We start from the raw sequence: 22267 nt of genomic DNA, 5'->3' as shown, positions 1-22267 counted from the left end.
TCACAAGCTTGGATGGTCATCTCCTCAATCAGGCGAATGACGAGGCGTATCGCAAAAATGGAATTTTGAGTCGGGCTCTAAGAAAATTCATTCCCTCTAATTGTGAGGTGCTAGCTTTTCCGTGGCTTGCCGATTTTTTTGGCGCGATGTGCGGCCTGGTTAAAACGGTTAAAATAAAATTCCGTTTGATGATGAGTAAACGCAATTTTTCGTATAAAACGCTTTTGCTGGAAAAATAATCTAATAAATATTTAAAATCGTATTAACATTATCATAAACGCAGCAAAAATACGCTTGCAAAGTGATGTCGCAAACGGTTCGATAAAGGCAGGCCGCGGGCAATAGGGTGCGCGCGGCAGGAATTCCCGTGGAGGCGGATTAAACGATGAAGACCTATAAAAAGTTGCTCGCAGCAACTGCTCTCGTCGCGATGATGAGTGGTGCTGCTTCGGCAAAAACCTTTGTATATTGCTCGCCGGCTTCGCCCGAAGGCTTTGATCCGGCCGTATATACCGGTGGTGATACGTTCGATGCGTCGGCGCACCCGGTCTATAACCGTCTGGTCGAATTCGAAAACGGCACGACCCAGGTTGTTCCTGGCCTGGCTGAGAAATGGGAAGTTTCGGACGATGGTCTGGAATACACCTTCCATCTGCGCAAGGGCGTAAAATTCCACTCGAATGATTATTTCACGCCAACCCGCGACTTCAATGCCGATGATGTGATCTTCACTTTTGATCGCATGGGCAACAAGGACAACCCATGGCATCAGTACACGCCGGGCGTCACCTATGAATATTTCGACAGCATGGAAATGGGCCCGCTGATCAAGGAAATCGTCAAGATTGACGATCATACGGTCAAGTTCGTGCTGACCCGCCCTGAAGCGCCATTCCTTGCCAATATCGCGATGCCGTTCGCTTCGATCATCTCGAAGGAATATACCGATAAGCTCGCAGCCGATAACAAGAAGGACGACCTCAACCAGGTTCCGGTTGGCACGGGCCCGTTCCAGTTTGTCGGCTATCAGAAGGACGCCGTTGTCCGCTTCAAGGCCAATGACAATTACTGGGGCGGCCGTCCGAAGATTGACGATCTCGTCTTTGCCATCACCACCGATCCGGCTGTGCGCGCACAGAAGCTGAAGGCTGGCGAATGTCATCTGATGTCCTATCCTGCTCCGGCAGACATTGAAGGTCTGAAGTCTGATTCAAACCTCAAGGTTGATGAACAGGCCGGGCTGAACGTGGCCTATCTTGCCTACAACACGCTGAAGGAACCGTTCAACAAGCCGGAAGTGCGCAAGGCGCTCAACCAGGCTGTGAACAAGCAGGCAATCATTGATGCGGTTTACCAGGGCTTTGGCCAGGTCGCCAAGAACCCGATCCCGCCGACAATGTGGGGCTATAACGACAAGATCGAAGACGACAAGTATGATCCGGAAGCTGCCAAGAAGGCTCTCGAAGCCGCTGGCGTGAAGGGTCTGAAGATGAAGCTGTGGGCTATGCCTGTCAGCCGCCCATACATGCCAAACGCACGTCGTACGGCTGAACTGATGCAGTCTGACCTTGCCAAGGTTGGCGTTGACGCCGAAATCGTTTCGATGGAATGGGGCGAATATCTCAAGAAGTCGGGCGACAAGGAACGCGACGGTGCCGTTATCCTCGGCTGGACGGGTGACAATGGTGACCCGGACAACTTCCTTGGCACGCTACTTGGCTGCGCTGGCGTTGGTTCCAACAACCGCGCCCAGTGGTGCTACAAGCCGTTCGAAGATCTGATCCAGAAGGCCAAGGTTTCGACCAGCACGGAAGAACGCACCAAGCTTTACGAAGAAGCACAGGTCATCTTCAAGGAGCAGGCTCCCTGGAACACCATCGGTCATTCGACCGTTTTCGTTCCGATGTCTGCCAAGGTAACCGGCTTCAAGATGAGCCCGCTTGGTGATTATCGCTTCGAAGAAGTCGATATCGCCGAATAATCCTGACAACGCGAGCGGCCGGGTGTAGGGTCTCGACCCTGCATCCGGTCGGAGTTTTTTCATGTTTCGATTTTTGCTGAACAAACTCGCCTATCTGATTCCGACAGTTATAGGCATCACTATCGTTGCATTCGCCTTCGTGCGCGTGCTGCCGGGTGATCCTGTGCTTCTGATGGCGGGCGAGCGCGGGGTAAGCCCGGAGCGCCACGCCGAACTGATGGCACAGCTTGGTTTTGATCGCCCTCTCTGGCAACAATATCTCAATTATCTCGGAAATCTTCTGCATGGTGATTTCGGCCAGTCACTGGTGACGAAAAAGCCTGTGCTGACTGAATTTTTCACCCTGTTCCCAGCCACTGTCGAGCTTTCGATCTGTGCCATTTTCCTGGCGGTTCTGATCGGCATTCCAGCTGGCGTCATTGCTGCGGTCAAGCGCGGCTCATGGTTTGATCAGGGTTTGATGGGGGCAGCCCTTGTCGGTTATTCGATGCCGATTTTCTGGTGGGCACTCCTGTTGATCATCCTGTTTTCCGGCGTATTGGCCTGGACCCCGGTCTCCGGGCGGCTTTCGCTGATGTATTATTTCCCGCCGGTCACGGGCTTCATGCTGATTGACAGCCTGCTGTCGGGACAGAAGGGTGCGTTTGGCTCTGCCGTTTCGCATCTGATCCTGCCGACAATCGTGCTGGCAACGATCCCGCTTGCCGTCATTGCGCGCCAGACGCGCTCGGCCATGCTGGAAGTGCTGGGCGAGGATTATGTGCGCACTGCGCGTGCCAAGGGGCTGCCGTTGCGCCGCGTGATCGGCCTGCATGCCCTGCGCAATGCCATGATCCCGGTCATCACGACAATCGGCCTGCAGGTCGGCGTGTTGATGGCTGGCGCAATTCTGACGGAAACGATTTTCTCCTGGCCGGGTATCGGCAAGTGGATGCTCGATTCGATTTCGCGTCGTGATTATCCGGTCGTTCAGAGTGGCCTTCTGCTCATCGCTATCATCATCATGATTGTGAATCTGGTAGTTGATCTGCTCTACGGCCTCATCAATCCACGTATCCGGCATAAGTGAGGATAAAATGACACAGACAGTCATTCAGCCGGAGACAGACAGCGAAGTCGGCCTGCTCCGCTCTCTCAAGGACTTCTGGTACTATTTCAGCGTTAACCGCGGTGCGGTTATCGGTCTGATCATCTTTCTGGCGCTGGTTCTGGTTGCAATCTTTGCACCTTATCTGGCGCCGCATGATCCGACGGAACAGTTCCGTGACAATCTGCTGACTCCTCCGTTCTGGGAAACGGGCGGCACGACGGAATTCCTGCTCGGCACCGATGCGGTTGGTCGCGATATTCTTTCGCGCCTCATCTATGGTGCGCGCTATTCGCTGCTGGTCGGTTTCATCATTGTCGTGTTCTCCATGTGCCTTGGCATCGTGATCGGTCTGGTCGCCGGCTATTTCGGTGGCGGTATCGATACGGTTTTCATGCGCATCATGGACGTGATGCTGGCTTTCCCGTCGCTGCTTCTGGCGTTGGTTCTGGTGGCCATTCTGGGGCCGGGCCTGATCAATGCGGTGATCGCGATCACGCTCGTGCTGTTGCCGCATTTCTCGCGTCTGACCCGTGCTGCCGTGATGGCAGAGAAGGAACGTGAATATGTCACAGCGGCCAAGCTTGTTGGTGCAAGCAAGATCCGGCTGATGTTCAAGACCATCCTGCCGAACTGCCTGGCGCCGCTGGTCGTGCAGGCAACCATGTCCTTTTCCAATGCCATTCTCGATGTTGCTGCCCTTGGCTTCCTTGGTATGGGGGCGCAGCCGCCAACACCGGAATGGGGAACAATGCTGGCCGAAGCGCGTGAATTCATCATGCGCGCATGGTGGGTTGTGACCTTCCCGGGTCTGGCAATCCTGATCACGGTTCTTGCCATCAATCTGATTGGCGATGGTCTGCGCGATGCGCTTGACCCGAAGCTGAAGAGGAGCTGATCCATGGCTCTGCTTGAAATCAGAAACCTTTCGGTTTCCTTCGATACGTCCACGGGCGCATTCAAGGCCGTCGATGGCATCGATATCACCGTCGACAAGGGCGAAGTTCTGGCCATTGTCGGTGAATCGGGGTCGGGCAAGTCGGTCGGCATGCTGGCGGTGATGGGGCTTCTGCCCAAGACCGCAACCGTGACGGCGGACAGGATGATGTTCGACGGCAAGGACTTGCAGGCCATGTCTGACAAGGAACGGCGCAAGATCATCGGATGCGATATTTCGATGATCTTCCAGGAGCCGATTGCAAGCCTCAATCCGTGCTTCACGGTCGGCTATCAGCTGCAGGAGGTGCTCAAACAGCATATGGGCATGAATGGTGCTGCAAGCCGCAAGCGGGCGATTGAACTGCTGGAACTGGTCGGCATTCGTGATGCTGCGGAACGCCTCAACAGCTTTCCGCACCAGATGTCGGGTGGTCAGTGCCAGCGCGTGATGATCGCCATGGCGATAGCCTGCAATCCGAAGCTTCTGATCGCCGACGAACCGACAACGGCGCTCGACGTGACGATTCAGAAGCAGATCCTTGATCTGCTGATGCAGCTTCAGGTCGAACATGGCATGGGGATGATCATGATCACCCACGATATGGGTGTGGTAGCCGAAACGGCTGACCGCGTGATCGTGCAATATAAGGGGCACAAGATGGAAGAAGCCGACGTTCTGTCGCTGTTTTCCGCGCCAAAACATCCTTATACACGCGCGCTCCTCTCCGCTCTGCCGGAAAATGCCGTTGGCGACCGTCTGCCAACCGTGTCTGACTTCATATTGGAAGCGAATGCAGGAGAGGCGCAATGAGCGAGATCGTTCTCGAAGGGCGCAATCTCACGCGCGATTATCATGTCAGTGGCGGCATCTTCGGCAAGCCCAAGATAGTTCGTGCCCTCAAGGGCGTGAGTTTCAAGGTCGAAAAGGGCAAGACGCTGGCGATCGTTGGTGAATCGGGCTGCGGCAAGTCAACGCTTGCACGCATTCTGACCATGATCGATCCGCAGACCTCTGGCGAATTGCTGATTGGCGGCAAGGACATCAATATTGCGCGTGATGGCTTGACGCCGGAAATGCGCCAGATGGTGCAGATTGTGTTCCAGAACCCGTATGGGTCGCTCAATCCGCGCCAGAAGATTGGTGATGTGCTGGCCGAACCGCTGTTGCTCAACACCAACATGTCGGCGGCCGAACGCCGCGAACGCGCCATGCTGATGCTGCAGAAGGTTGGGCTCGGCCCGGAACATTACAACCGCTATCCGCATATGTTCTCCGGCGGTCAGCGTCAGCGCATTGCGATTGCGCGCGCGCTGATGCTCAATCCGAAATTGCTCATTCTGGATGAGCCGGTTTCGGCCCTCGACCTTTCGGTGCAGGCACAGGTGCTGAATCTTCTCGCGGATTTGCAGGAAGAATTTGGTCTCACCTATGTCTTCATCAGCCATGACCTGTCGGTGGTGCGTTATATCGCTGATGATGTGATGGTGATGTATTTCGGCGAGGTGGTTGAATATGGCTCACGTGATGAGGTGTTCAACAATCCGCAGCATGACTATACGAAAAAGCTGTTTGCTGCGACGCCACGCGCGGATGTCGAGGCCATTCGTGCCCGTGTGGCAGCCCGCACGGCGGCACGCGAAGCGGCAAAGGCAGCAGGCTGACAGGCCTCATGTCTGAGACCCAGGGCAATTCAGAGTTTCCCTGAAAATCTGGATTGCCCTGACATTTGACATTTCGCAGTTCCGGATGGGAAACCGGTTTCCGCTTTTCCGGGGCCACTTTGAGCACCGCGCCTGCAAGGGCGCGGTGTTTGTTTGCCGGCTGAGAGATCTGTTTACAGCGAATGACGGCTCTGGTGCCAGGCAAGGGCGCGAATAATATCATCGGCGGCAATCTTGCCGATGATGGTACCATTGTCGACAATGCCGACATCGCCGCTGGTGGCAGCGACGGCTTGCATCAGATCGCGCACATAGGTCTCGGGGCGTGCTGTGGCCGCAAAGGGGCGGGGCGGGGCACTGCGATCAAGCGGTGTCATGATGTCGCCTGCGCGCAAGACATTCAACGGATTCATGTGGGCGACGAAGTCGGCGACATACTGATTGCTTGGCCGCAAGAGGATGTCCTGCGGTGTTCCGCATTGTACGATACGGCCGCCCTGCATGATGGCGATGCGATTGCCAAGCTTCATGGCTTCATCGAGATCGTGGCTGACGAAAACGATGGTTTTCTGCAGACTTGCCTGAAGCGCCAGCAATTCATCCTGAAGCCGGGCGCGGATCAGGGGGTCAAGTGCGGAAAATGGCTCGTCCATGAGCAGGATTGGAGCGCCGGTGGCAAAGGCGCGGGCAAGGCCGACACGCTGCTGCATGCCGCCAGACAGGGATGAGATCCTGTGTCCGGCCCATTGCTGGAGCCCGACCAGCTCAAGTTGCTCCCGCGCAATGGCAAGGCGCTTTTCCTTGGGCATGCCCGACAGTTCCAGCCCGAAAGCAACATTTTCTTCCACGGTACGCCATGGCAGGAGACCAAATTGCTGGAACACCATCGAAACCAGATGCATGCGCAGATGGCAGATGGCATTCTTGCCGGTTCGGCCGACATCAATGACGGAATCGCCATCCCGTACGAGCACGCGGCCGCGCGCGATCGGGTTAAGCCCGTTGATGGCGCGCAGGAGCGTTGACTTGCCGGAGCCGGAAAGCCCCATGAGGACGACAATCTCGCCTTCGCGAATATTCAGCGAACAGTTGTGGACGCCAAGAATCATGCCTGTCGCGGCTTGGATTTCCTCGCGGGTTGCGCCGTCATCTGCCAGCGCAAGCGCATCGTCCGGCTGTTTGCCAAAAATGATGGAAACGTCCTGTAAGGATATGATGGTCATGCAGGCGCTCCTAACGTATGCGATTGGCCCGGAAGATGCGATCGAGCACGATGGCGACCACGACAATCACAAGGCCGGATTCAAAGCCAAGCGCAGTATTGACCGAGTTGAGGCCACGCACTACTGGCACACCAAGGCCGTCAGCTCCTACGAGTGCGGCAATCACCACCATGGACAACGACAGCATGATGGTCTGTGTCAGACCTTCAAGGATCTGCGGCATGGCATAGGGCAGTTCAATTTTCCACAGAACCTGCCATGACGAGGCGCCAAAGGCTTCGCCAGCTTCCTTGAGCGACTCAGGGGTTGAGGCAATGCCAAGCTGTGCCAGCCGGATGGGGGCCGGAATGACGAAGATGACTGTCGCAATCAGCCCGGGCACCATGCCAATGCCAAAGAAGATGATGGCCGGAATGAGATAGACGAAGGTTGGCAGGGTCTGCATCAGGTCGAGTATCGGGCGCATGGCGGCATAAAGGCGCGGTCGGTGCGCGGCGGCAATGCCGATCGGCACGCCCACGACCATGCAGATGAAACAGGACGAGATGACAAGCGTCAGGGTCTTGAGCGTGGCATCCCAATAGCCCTGATTGAGAATGAACAGCAAGCCGACCACGGTCAGGATGACAACGCCGACACGGCGCTGGATGAACCAGGCAATGGCAGCAAAGAGCGCAATCAGAATGAGAGGATGTGGAAAGCTCAGGAGATAGAGCAGGCCGTCGACCAAAGCCTGGACGATGGCGGCAAAGAGGTCAAAAAAGTTACTGAGATGTGTTGTCAGCCAGTCCACCACCAGCTTGGCGGTCTGTCCGACCGGGATCTTGTAATCCGTCAGCAAGTTCAACGATTATTCTCCTGCTGTCCTGTCTGCAGTATCGGTGACGTCCAGACTCAGGGCCGTTCATGTGATGGAAGTGAGACTATCCGTTTGGTTGGGCGGAGAAAAGGCAAAGGAATGTGAAGCATTTTCATCTCATTTCGGCAAGACGCACTGCTGAATCGCTCAGCATCGTCGCTCGCCGAAGACGGGCCGACCCGCTGCATCAGGCGGTCTGTGCGGGTGTCTCCCGCTACCTGAGCCTTTCCGGCAGGTCCGGTCATCATGTGCTTGTCTGCCACAAAAGAAAGCCAGTTTCGGGCCAAGGACGGCGTACATAGTCCACTTGCCATTTCATCAGATGGCGGAAGCTGAGCCTGGCAGGGCCGCAGACGCGGCCCATAGCCATCAAAGGCCGAGCGATTTCCTTACGGCAGGCAGGCCTTCCTGGCCGTCTATCGTGGTTACGCCATCAAGCCATTTTTCAAGCACGGCGGGATTGGCCTTGAGGTAGGCAATGGCAGCCTTGGCCGGATCCTCGCCATCATCGAGAATCTTGCCCATGATCTCGTTTTCCATATCAAGCTGGAATTCGAGATTGGACAGGAACTTGCCGACATTGGGGCATTCTTGGGTATAGCCGGCGCGCACATTGGTCTCGACCGTGGCGCCGCCAAGGTTCGGGCCGAAGAAATCGTCGCCACCGGTAAGATAGGTCAGTTCAAAGCGCTTGTTCATGGGATGCGGCTCCCATGCCAGGAACACGATCGGCTCCTTCGCCTTGATGCTCTTGGCAACCTGCGCCAGCATGCCCTGTTCGGACGACTCCACCAGCTCGAAGGATTTCAGGTCAAAGGCATCCTTGTTGATCATGTCGAGGATGAGGCGGTTGCCGTCATTGCCGGGCTCAATGCCGTAGATCTTGCCGTTGAGCTTGTCCTTGAAGGCTGCAATGTCCTTGAAATCCTTCAGGCCAGCCTCGGCCGCATAGGTTGGAACGGCCAGCGTATACTTTGCGCCAACAAGATTGGTGCGCAGTGTTTCCACGCTCTTGTCTTCCAGATAGGGCCTGAGATCGGCGCTCATGGACGGGTTCCAATAGCCAAGGAACACGTCAATATCCTTCTTGCTGAGTGAAGCATAGGTTACCGGCACGGACAGAACCTTGATGTCGGTCTTGTAGCCAAGGCCTTTGAGCACTTCGGTGGCAAGGGCTGTGGTAGATGTGATGTCAGTCCAGCCTACATCGGAAAAACGCACAGTGGAACAGCTTTCCGGGTCTGCAGCGGCATGGGCAGACGTGGCTGAAAGGATCGTAGTTCCACCGCCGAACACAGCGAGGGCAAGCGTTAGCATGCAGGTCGATACTGATTTCATTCTTCTCTCCATCTGCCAAGGCGTGATTGCCGGGAAGTACGCCACAGCCTTAGCTTTTTAGCAAACACCAAAGGATCTGTTATTCAAGAGCCATCGAAGGGCAAGCCGTTCAGTCATGATGTTTGCTATGGTTTTCCCCTTGTGTTTTAATCATTTGCTGGCGTGTCTGTTCCCGGTGAGCCAGGTCGGCCAAAGTGTCGGCTAATCTGTGCCTCAGACGCCTTTGTTTTACAAGCTTTTGATTTTACAAATCAATCTACCCATGCCAAGCTGAATGACATGGCACGGACCCTGTCGGTTTGGCATCTGTCAGGATGATATTACGCATAGCCCCTGGGTTGCAAGTGGAGTGGTGAAAATCCCAGACATGCATTCATTGCGGCAAAGGTTGTTGTCGAAAGACGTTGCACACTCTATTTGAAACCATGAGCTTCAGTTGATGAGAGGAATTGCGTCAGTGTGGGATGTTGTGCGAGGCTTTTTTTCATTCCTTGGCCGTTTCATTGCCGCCCTGGCAAGATTGGTCGCCGTGCCGCTTGGTGGCTTGTGGCGGCTTTATCTCCGGCTGAATGTGCTGTGGAAGGCGATTGTCGCCGTTATCGTGCTGGGCCTGGGCGGGCTTTATTTCTATTTCGTCTGGCAAACCCAGGTCTGGACCAATTTCAATCCGGATTATCCGGCAAAATACAGCTATCAGACCGCGATTACGCCGGGCGAGGAAGTCAGGTCTGAAACGCAGTCCGCGCCAGCGACCGATACGGCAACGGGCGGACCGGCTCCGGCAGATCATCCTGCCGCTGACCAGCCCGTGCAGACCGCACAGGTGCCTGCAACCGCGCGCAAATGTTCGCCATCGGCCATTGCCGAAGTGACGGCTGATCTCATCGATTTCAATGTCAACCAGAATGCATGGGTTTCCTCCATGCTGCTCTACAAGCTTGGGCTTTTTGGCTTGTCCTGGGATCGCACGCCTTTCCTGGACAACAAGGCCTCGTTCCAGCGCGGCATCAACTCCGCTGTGCGCCGCACGGCAATCGAGCTCGTGGACAATATTGGCCGCCTGCGTGGCACGTCGCAGATTGATGCCGATCTGCAAAAGGCGCGCGGCAATCTGCAATTTGCCGAGGATGCCTGGTATTTCGGCCTCAATCCGTTTGGACCCAAGACACCGACACCAAGCTATTATCGCTCTGCAATCAAGGATTTGCGCGCTTTCAACAAGAGGCTTGAAAACTGTCAGGCGACCTTTGATGCGCGCGCCGACAATCTGATCCAGTTTGTCGATCGTATTGCCAGCGACCTTGGCTCGACCTCGGCCATATTGAGGGATCGTTCGGAAAATTATCACGCCGGTTGGTTTGACACCCGCGCCGATGACCGCTTCTGGTTCGCCTATGGCCAGCTTTATGCCTATTATGGTCTGTTGCGCGCGGCCCATTCCGATTTCCGCTTGGTTATGTCAGAAAAACATCTCGATGGCGTCTGGGACGAGATGGAAGGCCAGTTGCGTGATGCGCTTGATATGCAGCCATTCATTGTATCGAACGGCAAACCGGATGCCTGGCTGACGCCATCGCATTTGACCACGATGGGCTTCTATATCTTGCGTGTGCGCTCCAATCTGGTGGACATCAAACAGGTACTGGAGCGCTGACCGGCAATGGAATTGCCCGTAGCATTGCGACATGCGGTGGACGCCATGCTGGAAGGCGTGGCGCTGCAGGATCTGAAACGCGCTTCCGATCTCTTGTCGCGGCGCTATCGCGCCGAAACACGCGATGGGCAGTTGCATATTTCCGATGATATGGCCGCGAAAGCCTATCTGGCGGCGCGTTTGCCTGCGACCTATGCAGCGGTGCGGGCCAGTCTGGAAAGTGCTGCCGAGATCTGCCCGGATCTTGCCCCGCAATCCCTGCTTGATGTCGGGGCAGGGCCGGGAACGGTGCTCTGGGCGGCCAAACAATGCTGGCCGGATCTGGCCTCGGCCACCATGATCGAGGCAAGTCCGGCCATCCGCACGCTTGGCAGCGTGCTTGCGGAACAGAGCGGCTATGATAGGCTCGACTGGCAGGCTGGCGACATTACCAGCAACAAGCTTGCCTTGCCGCAGGCCGATCTGGTGACACTGGCCTATGTGCTGGATGAGCTTGCACCGGATCAGCGCCGGTTATTGGTTGAGCGTTTGTGGGCCGCAACGCAACAGATGCTGGTTGTGATCGAGCCGGGCACGCCGGCAGGTTGGCAGCGCATTCTTGATGCGCGTCGTCTTCTGCTGGAAAACAATGCGTTCATTGTCGCCCCCTGTCCGCATCAGCAGGAGTGTCCGATTATTGCGCCAGACTGGTGCCATTTTGCGCGCCGGGTTGCGCGTTCCCGTGTTCATCGTCTGACCAAGGATGCAGAAGTGCCGTGGGAGGATGAAAAATTCATCTATCTGGCGGCGGTTCGGGAAGCGCCTGTGGCTTATGAAGCGAGGGTGATCGCACCGCCAAAGACAGGCGGCGGCAAGGTGGCGATCAAGCTGTGCAAGCGCGACGGAACGGCACAGGAACAGCTTGTCACCAAACGTGATGGCGATGTCTTCCGCTGGGCGCGGCGCGCCGATTGGGGCGATAGCGGCTTATGAGTTCTGCAACGCGGTTTTACTTGGCGCGGTGCGGCTTATCAGGAAGACCATTGCCCCGGCGGCAAAACACAAGGCGCCTGCGAGAATGAGCGCCGGCGTATAGCTGTCATAGTCGGTTCGGACAAAGCCGGCGAAGGCCGCAGCCGCCGCAGCACCGACCTGATGACCAGTGAAGACCCAGCCGAACACCATGCCAGCCAGTTCCGGGCCAAAGCGGTCGGCCGCAAGCTTGACGGTTGGCGGCACAGTGGCGACCCAGTCGAGGCCATAGAAGATGGCAAACAGTGCAAGCTCTGCCACCGTAAAATTGGTGAAGGTGAGATAGATCAGCGACAGGCCGCGCAGGGTATAGAACCAGAACAGAAGCCAGCGATTGTCAAAACGGTCGGACAGCCAGCCTGCGCCAATCGTGCCCGCAAGGTCGAACAGGCCGACCACAGCCAGAATGCCGGCCGCGCCAACCGGAGCGATGCCGAAATCGCCGCACAGCGAAATCCAGTGCGTCTGGATCAGGCCATTGGTTGAAAAACCGCAGACGAAGAAGGTGAGAAACAGCACCCAGAATGTTGTTGATGATGAAACGTCGCGCAGCGTCACCAAAGGCTGCATGGCCATCGCGCCAAAGCTCTTTTTCGGCTCTGGGGCAGGCATAGGTGCGGTGCGGCCATAGGGCTTCAGCCCGACATCGGCTGGCGTGTCGCGCATGAACAAAAGCACAAGCAGAAGGGTGGTGGTCAGAAGGCCAACCACCACGGCAAGCGAGGTGCGCCAGCCGATTTCCTGCGCGACGCTGGCCAGAATGGGCATGAAGACAAGCTGGCCGGTGGCATTGCTTGCGGTCATCAGGCCGACGACCAGACCGCGGCGCTGTTCAAACCAGCGCGCGGCAACCGTAGCACCCAGCACCAGTGCTGTCATGCCGGTGCCAAGGCCGATGATAATGCCCCACAGCGCCACCATCTGCCATTCTTCCGTCATGAAGATGGAGCCGAGAATGCCAGATGTGATCATGGCAAGGGCTGCTGCAATGACGCGGCGCAGGCCGAACTGATTCATGAAAGCCGCAGCAAACGGGCCCATCAGGCCAAACAGGACCAGACGCAGGGCCATGGCGAAGGAAATATTGGCATTGGTCCAGCCAAATTCGCGCTGAAGCGGCTCAATCAGAATGCCGGCCGACCCCATGGCCGCAGCCGTGACCAGCATGGTCAGGAAGGTAATTGCAGCGACAATCCAGCCATAGTGGATATTGTGCTTTGCAAGAAAGGCGGCCAGACGGGTGGAAATCATCGGCGGGGCTTTCAGTTCGGGCAAGGGATTGCCCCATGGTTTCAGTTCATCAGTCAGAATGGTTGCAGCAATGCTTTGCGCGCGACAGCATGAATGCCGGGTGGCCATTCTGGTTTGCCTTGCTTGCATGTTCCAAGTGACGCAGCAGAATGCAACAGCAGGCAATGGGCACGAATTTGTATATAGCCGCAACCAGATGGGGGCAATAGAGCCGCCCTGTTTCTGTTGCAGCTTGTGCCTGCGATCATGTGTTTGCGGCAAGTCACATTTCAGGTGGCAGGGAAGAATTGCAGGTCAGGACCCGTCCGTGATCATCTGGGGAAGCTGCCCTGGAGCAATCCAGATTTTGACGGATATTCTGAATTGCTCTGACAATCGCGTCTTCACGCTTCGGGGCAGAAACTGGTTTTCACTGGTTCTGGAACTGCTCTAGACGGCAATATGAGCGGTTTCCTTGACTTCTTCCATGACTGCATAGGTGTGCGATTCGCGTACGCCCGGCAGCGACAGCAGCGCTTCCGAAAGAAAGCGGCGATAGTGATCCATATCCGATACGCGAGCCTTGACCAAATAATCAAAGCCGCCGGCCACCATGTGACATTCCAGCACATCAGGGTTGTTGCGGGTGTAATTGGCAAAGGTTTCAAAAACTTCCGGCGTGGTTCTGTCCAGCTTGATCTCAATGAAAACCAGCATGGCGCGATCAAGCATTTTGGGCGACAGGCGAGCGGAATATCCGAGAATATAGCCTTCGCGGGTCAGACGTTTGACACGTTCGGCCGTGGCGGTTTGTGACAGATTGATGCGTTCAGCCAGTTCCGTATTGGTCAGGCGCCCATTTTCCTGGAGCGCACGCAGGATGTTGCGATCCATCTCATCGAGATTTTTCATCATGTTTCCCCGAATTCAGGCCGTTTGAGTGGCTCTTGCTTGCAAGTCTTTGAGAGGCGAATGGAATGAATCGGAAATATGTGAAAGGCGCAAGCCGAAAAAATGAAAATTCTCCAAGGAATTCAAAGCGGAATCTCTAAAAATACCATTAATTTCAAGAAGTCAAGAAAATGACAATTACAGGTTGCGCCAATTTGCAACTTATGGTAATAATTAAAGTATACTTAAAGTATACTTAAAGTAGTATTTTACCTATTCATAATGCTCGCGGGTAATGGATGCCCACTGGAGATAAATTGCAGGCATGAATTACCCTTATTTCAAATACCTGATCAGGGTAATAATGAAAACCCGGACAAATTGCAATGTCCGGGTTTTCTTTTTCTGTGTGTATTAAACTGTCATTTATTACAGTATAGATGTATTTTATTTAATTTAATATTATAAGTTTATATTTAATTTATCTCTGTAGGTCGGATGAGGCCGGATTGCATGAAATCATGTGCACATGAGAGGCGCCTCAAACTCTGCAGCACAAATTTTCCAGTTGCAAGCTTTCCAGGCTGGCGCTAACAGTAGCGCATGAGCATTTCGCGCGTTGTCATGAATGGTTGGTGGTGGGCCCGCTGAAAGGCGGCCACGCTGGCGTTTGCGCAATTGCGTAGAGGGGACAGGCCGCTGGGGGATCATCCGGGCGGCCTTTTTGTTTGGTTGTCTGTTTGGTGTCTGGACGGCGGTTCATGGTCTTGAAGGATATTGAATATGGCAACCGGCTGTTTCAAAGGCTTTGAACACCAATCAAATGCCAGAAACAGTCTGAAATCTGGGATCGACTGGGTATGAACGCGAAACAGGTAGAGAGCGAGTTGGTCAGACACGAGACCGCAGGGGGCATCATTGTCGAGCGCGCGCGTCATTTTACCTCTTACAAGGGGGCGATCGAAAGCTATATCGACGCGCTGAATGAAAGACGTGGGGCGGTCTTCTCCTCAAACTATGAATATCCTGGTCGTTATACGCGTTGGGATACCGCCATTGTCGATCCGCCGGTCGTCATTACGGCGAGGGGCCGGGTGATGCGCATCGAGGCGTTGAATGCGCGCGGCGTCGTGCTGCTGCGCCCGATCCTGCAGGGCGTCGAAGCGCTTTCTGAAGTCACGATCAATACGGCGGAAGAAAAGCGCATTGTGCTGACAGTTGCCGAACCAAGCGGCACCTTCACCGAAGAAGAGCGCTCGCGCATACCATCCGTGTTCACGGTTTTGCGTGCGATTGTCGGTCTGTTCTTCTCGGAAGAAGATGCCAATCTCGGTCTTTATGGCGCCTTTGGTTATGATCTGGCCTTCCAGTTTGATCCGATCGAATACAAGCTGAAGCGCCCGGATGATCAGCGCGATTTGGTTCTGTTCATTCCGGACGAGATCTTTGTCGCCGATCATTATGCCGCCAAGGCCTGGATTGATCGCTATGAATTTACCTGCGGTGGATCCTCGACCCATGGTCTTGACCGCAAAACCGAAGCCCGGCCCTTCGTGCCATCTGACAGGGAGCTGCCGCGCGGCGATCATAAACCGGGCGAATATGCCATGCTGGTTGAGCGCGCCAAGGAAAGCTTCCGCCGCGGCGATCTGTTTGAGGTCGTGCCGGGGCAGACCTTCTATGAACGCTGCCATACGGCGCCGTCGGAAATCTGCCGTCGCCTGAAAATGACGAATCCGTCGCCTTATTCCTTCTTCATCAATCTGGGGGAGAATGAATATCTGGTTGGCGCATCGCCGGAAATGTTCGTGCGCGTGAATGGCAGGCGTATCGAGACCTGCCCGATCTCCGGCACGATCAAGCGTGGCGATGATGCGATCTCGGATTCCGAACAGATCCTGAAGCTGCTCAATTCCAAGAAGGATGAATCGGAACTGACCATGTGTTCCGATGTTGACCGTAACGACAAGAGCCGCGTCTGCGAGCCGGGTTCGGTCAGGGTGATTGGCCGGCGCCAGATCGAAATGTATTCGCGTCTGATCCATACGGTTGATCATATTGAAGGGCGTCTGCGCGATGGCATGGATGCGTTTGACGGTTTTCTGAGCCATGCCTGGGCCGTGACGGTCACCGGCGCGCCGAAGCTCTGGGCAATGCGTTTCCTGGAAGAAAATGAACGCAGTCCGCGCGCATGGTATGGCGGCGCGGTCGGCATGATGCATTTCAACGGCGACATGAATACGGGGCTTACGCTGCGCACCATCCGCATCAAGGATGGCGTGGCGGAGATCCGTGCCGGTGCGACGCTGCTGTTTGATTCCAATCCGCAGGAAGAGGAGGCCGAAACCGAACTGAAGGCATCGGCAATGATCGCGGCCGTGCGCGAGGCAGAAAAGAGCAACAAGGTTGCTGAAGAACGCGTGGTGACAAAGGTGGGCGAGGGCGTGTCCATCCTTCTGGTCGATCATGAGGATTCCTTCGTGCATACGCTGGCCAATTATTTCCGCCAGACCGGAGCGACGGTCTCGACCGTGCGCACGCCGGTGGCGGAAGAAATCTTTGATCGCATCAAGCCCGATCTTGTCGTGCTGTCACCGGGGCCAGGTTCGCCGCAGGATTTTGACTGCAAGGCAACAATCGAAAAGGCGCGCAAGCGCAATCTGCCTATCTTTGGCGTTTGCCTTGGTCTGCAGGCACTGGCGGAGGCCTATGGCGGCACCTTGCGGCAGCTGCGCATTCCAATGCATGGCAAGCCATCACGCATCCGCGTCTCGAAGCCTGAGCGCATTTTTGCCGGCTTGCCCAGGGAAGTGACGGTTGGCCGCTATCATTCGATCTTTGCCGATCCTGAACGCCTGCCAGATGATCTTCTGGTGACGGCCGAGACCGAAGACGGTGTGATCATGGCCTTCGAACACAAGAAGGAGCCGGTTGCAGCCGTTCAGTTTCACCCGGAATCAATCATGACGCTTGGGCATAATGCCGGCATGCGCATGATTGAAAATGTGGTGCAGCATCTGGCGAAAAAGCATCAGGCACGCCGCACCAACTATTGAGTGCGCAGTCAACTGCATTTGTGGACGCCGGTCTGAAGCATCAGACCGGCGTCCTGCTTTTCCTTCCCTGCAATTCCTGCGTGAACAGGCTGTATCCTGCAAGCTGGATGTCCTGAGGGGAAAGCCCTGTTTCGTCCGTGCAACCGCAAATCATCTGCAAGTGTAATGCATTGCATTTGCAACAGAAAATTATTTGCTGACAGTGCAGATTCAGGGTTAGATCGGCCGGCGATTTAGGCTATAGAGCCCATCGAAATACACGCGCGGCGCGCAGGCATTGTGTTGGGCCCGTCAGTTTGCATTTGAATGATGTGCCGCTTGCGCATCGTGCCTTGCAAGAACCGGAAGCGGTCTTTGCGAGGCCCGATGGGAATTTTCGAGGGCGCAAGTGTCTTGCGCCTGCCGGATGTGAGACGTTTATGCAAACCAGTTCGGCCAGAGACGGAGCTGGTTGGGAATCAGTCAATTCGAAGGTCTGCCATGGACACGAAAGATAAAGTAAGACGGCTTGCCGTCTGGTCGATCCCCGTTGCTTTCGCCGTCATGGCCCTGAAATATCTGGCCTACTGGATGACAGGATCGGTTGCGCTTTATTCGGATGCGCTGGAATCGATCGTCAATGTGATTGCCGCCATGGGGGCATTGTGGGCAATCAATGTCAGTTACAAGCCGGCCGACGGCAATCATCCCTTCGGGCACTATAAGGCGGAATATATTTCTGCCGTTGTGGAAGGGGTGCTGATTGTGGTGGCAGCACTGCTGATTTTCCGGGAAGCCTGGTTTGCGCTGTCTGTGCCGCGTGCCATGGATGAGCCGTGGCTGGGGCTTGCAATCAATATGGTTGCTTCCGTGCTCAATGGTCTGTGGGCAAGCATCCTGATCAGGGTTGGCCGCAGTGCACGCTCGCCAGCGCTTGAAGCCGATGGCAAGCATATCATGACCGATGTTTTCACCTCGGTTGGTGTCCTGTTTGGCCTGATTGCCTCGGTCGTGACCGGTTGGAACATTCTTGATCCGCTTCTGGCCATTCTCGTTGCGCTCAACATTCTGTGGCAGGGCTGGCACGTCATCAATTCCTCGGTGCAGGGGCTGATGGATATTGGCGTGGAACCTGTAGAGGAAATCCGCATTCGTGACGTGATTTCCGCCAATGCGGCCGGGGCAATCGAAGTACATGATCTGCGCACCCGCATTGCCGGCCGGGTCACCTTTATCGAATTTCATCTTGTCGTGGCGGCCAACATGACGGTCAGTGAGTCGCACAAGATCTGTGACCGCATCGAGGATGCGTTGAAGCGGGAGCTTGAAAATGTACGCGTCGTCATCCATGTCGAGCCGGAAGACGAGGCCAAGCTGCCTCCAGGAACAAACGCAATTCCGTTTGCCTGACAAAATTCCTGCTTGCAGCCAAAAGGCTGGGTGTGTAAAAGTTGAGGCATGGTTACGAGACACGCAACATCTTTGAGATATTCCGCCGCCGCGAAATGCGCGCGTGTGAATGTTTGCGTCCTGAACTCGCTTCTTACCCTCGGCCTTAGCGGCGATCGCCGGGCTCGTTGAAGGAGCGTCCGGCGGTCGATACCGGCGCGCTAGCCTCTGCTCCTTTACTTTACATCTTCCGAAATTTGATCAATACAGACCGCGCTTGTCGGCCATTGCTGCCGTCCGAAAGCCGGAAGGATATGAAATATGAACCAGACCGTCGTTAAGCCACAAACCGACAGCCACACCCGCGGCATGCCTCATGCTGCCACGAAATATGCGCCATTTCCGGCTCCGAAACTCGATGATCGCACCTGGCCTTCCAAGCGGATCGAGAAGGCGCCGATCTGGTGTTCGGTTGACCTGCGCGATGGCAATCAGGCGCTGGTTGATCCGATGGGCCATGACCGCAAGGAACGCATGTTCCGTCTGCTCGTCGATATGGGTTTCCCGGAAATCGAAATCGGTTTCCCTTCCGCTTCGCAGACGGATTTCGACTTCTGCCGCTGGACGATTGAAGAAGGCAATGTGCCGGATCACGTCAGTCTGCAGGTTCTGGTGCAGTGCCGTCCGGAACTGATCACCCGTACCTTTGAGGCGCTGGAAGGGGCAAAGCGGCCGATCATTCATTTCTATAATTCTACCAGCGAATTGCAGCGCCGCGTCGTGTTCGGCAAGGACGTTGCCGGCATCAAGCAGATTGCAACCGACGCAGCCAAGATGATCATGGATATGTCGGCCAAGGCTGGCGGCGGCTATCGCTTTGAATATTCGCCGGAAAGCTTCACCGGTACGGAACTGGAAGTCGCGCTGGAGGTCTGTAACGCCGTTATCGAGATCGTCAGGCCGACGCCGGACAACAAGCTGATCATCAATCTGCCTTCAACGGTCGAGATGAATACGCCGAACGTCTATGCCGACCAGATCGAATGGATGTGCCGCAATCTCGACAATCGCGAAAGCCTGATCATTTCGCTGCATCCGCATAATGACCGTGGCACGGGCATTGCCGCAACAGAACTTGGCTTGATGGCGGGTGCTGACCGCGTTGAAGGTACCCTGTTTGGCAATGGCGAGCGCACCGGCAATGTCGATGTGGTGACGCTGGCGCTCAACATGTTCACGCAGGGCATTGATCCGAAACTCGACTGTTCCGACATCAACCGGATCAAGGAAGTCTACGAATATTCCAACCAGCTGCGCATTCCTGAACGCCATCCTTATGTGGGCGAGCTGGTCTATACCGCTTTCTCCGGTTCGCATCAGGATGCGATCAACAAGGGCATGAAGGCGCGCAAGACCTCCAATTCGCCGATCTGGGAAGTGCCCTATCTGCCGATCGACCCGCAGGACGTCGGTCGCACCTATGAGGCGATCATCCGCATCAACTCGCAGTCGGGCAAGGGTGGCATTGCCTATATCCTGCAGGCAGACTATGGCTTGAACCTGCCGCGCAACATGCAGGTCGAATTCCGCGAAATCATCCAGCACATCACCGATGAAGAAGGCAAGGAATTGCCGTCAAAGCGTATCTATGACGAATTCCAGAAGCTTTACATCAACCAGCCGGATGCGCGGCTGAAATTTGTCGATCATCACACCTATCCGGATCCGGAACAGAAGGGCCGCCGTATTCTCACGGCCGAGATCATCGATAATGGTGTGACCAAGACGATTGAAGGCAAGGGGACCGGCCCGATCGACGGTTTCATGGATGCGCTGTCGAAATATCTTGGCGTGAAGATGTCGGTTGTCGACTATTCCGAACATTCCCTGCAACAGGGGTCGGACGCTTCGGCCATTTCCTATGTCGAGATTGCCCATCCGGGCGGCAAGCTGTTCGGTGCCGGCATCAATGCCAATATCGTCAGCGCCTCGCTCGAAGCAATCGTCTCGGCGGCGAATCGTGTGATCGGCAAGTAATCCGGTTAAGCATGGTTTGAAAAGGCGGCGTCCGGCGCCGCCTTTTTCGTTGGATGCAGGCCAAACTTGCATTAACCTGTCGCAACCGGTGTACAGTGTCAGTCAAAGATGGGCCGCTTATGCGTGCGTTGAACGAACAGTCCCTGGCAGCTTCACGCAATCTTGTCGATGCCATTCGTGCCGCCAAGATTGCGGCGGCTGACCGCGATGATGGTCTTGTCGATATCAAGGAAGCGGATATTGCGCGGCTTGAAGTGCTGGCACAGGAACTCGGACCGGTTTTTGACGCCGTGCCGCAGGATGGCAGCCTGTGGGATTTTGCCATTTCCTCCGGGTTGCAGCCACGTCTGTGGATTGATGCAACGGCACATGTGACGATGGGGCGAGACAGGCGCACCTATCGGTTCCAGCGCGATACGCGGCGGGGGCGGATCGTCGTTGCAGAAGACAGCGATCCGAAGGTGATTGCCGACGCCGTCACCGCCTATATTGCTGACCGGCTGGTCGAGCGCGCGCGGATCATGGAAGGCGATGTGGTTGCAGCTGGCGAAAAGACAACGACGATTGCGGGAAAAACGCTCATTGAACAGACAAGGATCGATTATTGCCTGTCGGCATTGATCTGGTTCCTGCTTGGCGTGGTTGGAGCCTCGCTCGTCCTGTTCCTGCTATTTGGTGAGCGTTTTATCGCGCTTTTTGCCTGACAAAAGCAGTTCCAGGAAAGGTGGGAATAGGTTTTCCGTCCGGAACTGCGAAAACAATAACCTGCGAGGAAGCGGGTCGGCTTCAATACAGTCTTTCACTGCCGAGATCGAGTATGTGCTCAGCAGCTTCGGCGATGCCGCGTTGCTGCCACAGGCATGACCAGCCACCGCCCTCCTGTGGCGCAATGTCGAAAATATTGTAGCGTGCAGGCGGCTTGTGTCCGCCATAGCTTTGGCTTGCGGAGGGCACGCAGATCACCGGCACCTTGCCGTCCGGTCCGTCAATGTCATGACGCGTGGCAAGATGGGTATGGCCGTGCAGGATGAGCTCTGCGCCGCAATTGCGAATGAGTTTCTGAAACCGGCCAATGCCAAACAGCCGCTTATGGGCAGAGGTGGCGCCATAGACGGGCGGATGATGGATCATCACCACGCGAAACAGGCCGCACTCTCTGGCCTCGTTCAGCATTGCGGCCAGGCGTTTTGCCTGCGGCGGCAGAAAGTCGCCACTGGCCATGAAGGGAGCGGTGGCGCGGGCTGAGGAGACGCCGATCAGGGCAACAGGGCCGCGCTGGCGTAGATAAGGAAATTGTAGTTGTCTGCCCGTATTGTCGATGCCGTCGCCACGCATCCAGGACTCCCATTTGCGGCAGGCCTTGGCGAGCGCGCCGGGGACATAGGCGTCATGATTGCCCGGCACGACCGACACATTCTCCGGCTCGCCAAGACGTTTCAGCCATTCACGGGCATTTTCGATTTCCAGATCGAGGGCCAGATTCACCATGTCGCCGGTGACGGCGATATGGTCGGGTGCCTGCTCCAGCATGTCGGCAATGATGCGTTCCAGCGTATTGCCCTGCATGGATTTGCGGCGGTTGCGCAGCCAGTTGATGTAGCCGGTAATCCGTTTTGATGCGAGATCACGATAGCGCACATGCGGCAAAGGCGAGAGATGGACATCAGATATGTGGGTCAGACGAAACATAACCGGACTTTATACGTTGTGATCAGGCTGAAACGGCAATCATAAAATTTAATGATGCATGGCGCTTCGAATGTGCATCATATTGCATAGTCCGGAGAATCGATATGCGCATCCGCCATTTTTTGTTTCACACCTATTTTCTGCTGCGGCGGCCGATGACTTTAGAGCAACTCACATTTTGATGGAATCGAAAGGGATTCCCCTTTCGATTAAAATATGATTCAAACTACTGGCTAGTTGGG

General features: G+C 55.6%; 18 protein-coding genes. 12 read left to right on the top strand and 6 right to left on the bottom strand.

What is annotated here, in order from left to right; all coding sequences use genetic code 11:
- The 6 genes from ACFO1V_RS10990 to ACFO1V_RS10965 form a co-directional block, all read left to right on the top strand.
- Positions 1–239 (top strand): hypothetical protein (locus ACFO1V_RS10990; protein ID WP_380075106.1); only part of this gene is annotated, 239 nt, incomplete at its 5' end.
- Between the two features lie 146 nt (positions 240–385).
- Positions 386–1981 carry an ABC transporter substrate-binding protein gene (locus tag ACFO1V_RS10985; RefSeq protein ID WP_374834014.1) on the top strand — a complete coding sequence of 532 codons (1596 nt, stop codon included), beginning with the start codon at positions 386–388 and terminating at the stop codon, positions 1979–1981.
- Between the two features lie 61 nt (positions 1982–2042).
- Positions 2043–3050, top strand: a complete 1008-nt coding sequence (locus ACFO1V_RS10980; RefSeq protein WP_374834012.1) for an ABC transporter permease subunit — start codon at positions 2043–2045, stop codon at positions 3048–3050.
- Between the two features lie 7 nt (positions 3051–3057).
- The gene (locus tag ACFO1V_RS10975; protein ID WP_374834010.1) at positions 3058–3966 is read left to right on the top strand and encodes an ABC transporter permease subunit; all 909 of its coding nucleotides are present in this window, start codon (positions 3058–3060) and stop codon (positions 3964–3966) included.
- A 3-nt stretch (positions 3967–3969) separates the two neighbouring features.
- Positions 3970–4818: an ABC transporter ATP-binding protein gene (locus ACFO1V_RS10970; RefSeq protein WP_374834008.1), complete on the top strand. Its 849-nt coding sequence runs from the start codon at positions 3970–3972 to the stop codon at positions 4816–4818.
- Entirely contained in the window at positions 4815–5669 is an 855-nt protein-coding gene (locus tag ACFO1V_RS10965; protein ID WP_374834006.1) for a dipeptide ABC transporter ATP-binding protein, read from the top strand. Before ACFO1V_RS10970 ends, ACFO1V_RS10965 begins: the two co-directional genes overlap by 4 nt.
- Positions 5670–5842: 173 nt before the next feature.
- On the opposite strand, the gene choV is transcribed toward ACFO1V_RS10965, so the two are convergent.
- The 3 genes from choV to ACFO1V_RS10950 form a co-directional block, all read right to left on the bottom strand.
- A complete protein-coding gene (gene choV, locus ACFO1V_RS10960) occupies positions 5843–6892 on the bottom strand; it encodes a choline ABC transporter ATP-binding protein (protein ID WP_374834004.1) in 1050 nt (349 codons plus the stop codon).
- Between the two features lie 10 nt (positions 6893–6902).
- Positions 6903–7739 carry a choline ABC transporter permease subunit gene (gene choW / locus ACFO1V_RS10955; RefSeq protein ID WP_374834002.1) on the bottom strand — a complete coding sequence of 279 codons (837 nt, stop codon included), beginning with the start codon at positions 7737–7739 and terminating at the stop codon, positions 6903–6905.
- A 381-nt stretch (positions 7740–8120) separates the two neighbouring features.
- Entirely contained in the window at positions 8121–9089 is a 969-nt protein-coding gene (locus ACFO1V_RS10950) for a choline ABC transporter substrate-binding protein (RefSeq protein ID WP_374834000.1), read from the bottom strand.
- A gap of 439 nt (positions 9090–9528) precedes the next feature.
- Here ACFO1V_RS10950 and ACFO1V_RS10945 point away from each other — a divergent pair, with 439 nt between their 5' ends.
- Positions 9529–10743 carry a DUF2333 family protein gene (locus ACFO1V_RS10945; protein ID WP_374833998.1) on the top strand — a complete coding sequence of 405 codons (1215 nt, stop codon included), beginning with the start codon at positions 9529–9531 and terminating at the stop codon, positions 10741–10743.
- A 6-nt stretch (positions 10744–10749) separates the two neighbouring features.
- Positions 10750–11715, top strand: coding sequence for a small ribosomal subunit Rsm22 family protein (locus tag ACFO1V_RS10940; protein WP_374833996.1), 966 nt, complete (start codon positions 10750–10752; stop codon positions 11713–11715).
- On the opposite strand, the gene ACFO1V_RS10935 is transcribed toward ACFO1V_RS10940, so the two are convergent.
- Positions 11710–13005, bottom strand: coding sequence for an MFS transporter (locus ACFO1V_RS10935; RefSeq protein WP_374834018.1), 1296 nt, complete (start codon positions 13003–13005; stop codon positions 11710–11712). The two genes, ACFO1V_RS10940 and ACFO1V_RS10935, sit on opposite strands and share 6 nt — an antisense overlap.
- A 429-nt stretch (positions 13006–13434) precedes the next feature.
- Positions 13435–13896, bottom strand: a complete 462-nt coding sequence (locus tag ACFO1V_RS10930) for an Lrp/AsnC ligand binding domain-containing protein (protein WP_374833994.1) — start codon at positions 13894–13896, stop codon at positions 13435–13437.
- Between the two features lie 839 nt (positions 13897–14735).
- Here ACFO1V_RS10930 and ACFO1V_RS10925 point away from each other — a divergent pair.
- From ACFO1V_RS10925 to ACFO1V_RS10910, 4 genes are all read left to right on the top strand, one after another.
- The gene (locus ACFO1V_RS10925; protein WP_374833992.1) at positions 14736–16931 is read left to right on the top strand and encodes an anthranilate synthase component I; all 2196 of its coding nucleotides are present in this window, start codon (positions 14736–14738) and stop codon (positions 16929–16931) included.
- Between the two features lie 480 nt (positions 16932–17411).
- Positions 17412–18320, top strand: coding sequence for a cation diffusion facilitator family transporter (locus ACFO1V_RS10920; protein WP_374833990.1), 909 nt, complete (start codon positions 17412–17414; stop codon positions 18318–18320).
- A 300-nt stretch (positions 18321–18620) separates the two neighbouring features.
- Positions 18621–20336 carry a 2-isopropylmalate synthase gene (leuA, locus tag ACFO1V_RS10915; protein WP_374833988.1) on the top strand — a complete coding sequence of 572 codons (1716 nt, stop codon included), beginning with the start codon at positions 18621–18623 and terminating at the stop codon, positions 20334–20336.
- Between the two features lie 119 nt (positions 20337–20455).
- On the top strand, positions 20456–21040 hold the full coding sequence (locus ACFO1V_RS10910; RefSeq protein WP_374833986.1) for a hypothetical protein: 585 nt from the start codon (positions 20456–20458) through the stop codon (positions 21038–21040).
- 82 nt (positions 21041–21122) lie between these two features.
- On the opposite strand, the gene ACFO1V_RS10905 is transcribed toward ACFO1V_RS10910, so the two are convergent.
- Complete coding sequence (locus tag ACFO1V_RS10905) at positions 21123–22025, bottom strand: metallophosphoesterase family protein (RefSeq protein ID WP_374833984.1); 903 nt, start codon at positions 22023–22025, stop codon at positions 21123–21125.
- Between the last annotated feature and the right edge of the window lie 242 nt (positions 22026–22267).

The organism is Daeguia caeni, assembly GCF_042653845.1.
GTDB classification, from domain to species: domain Bacteria; phylum Pseudomonadota; class Alphaproteobacteria; order Rhizobiales; family Rhizobiaceae; genus Brucella; species Brucella caeni.
This window is presented reverse-complemented; position numbering and strand designations above follow the sequence as displayed.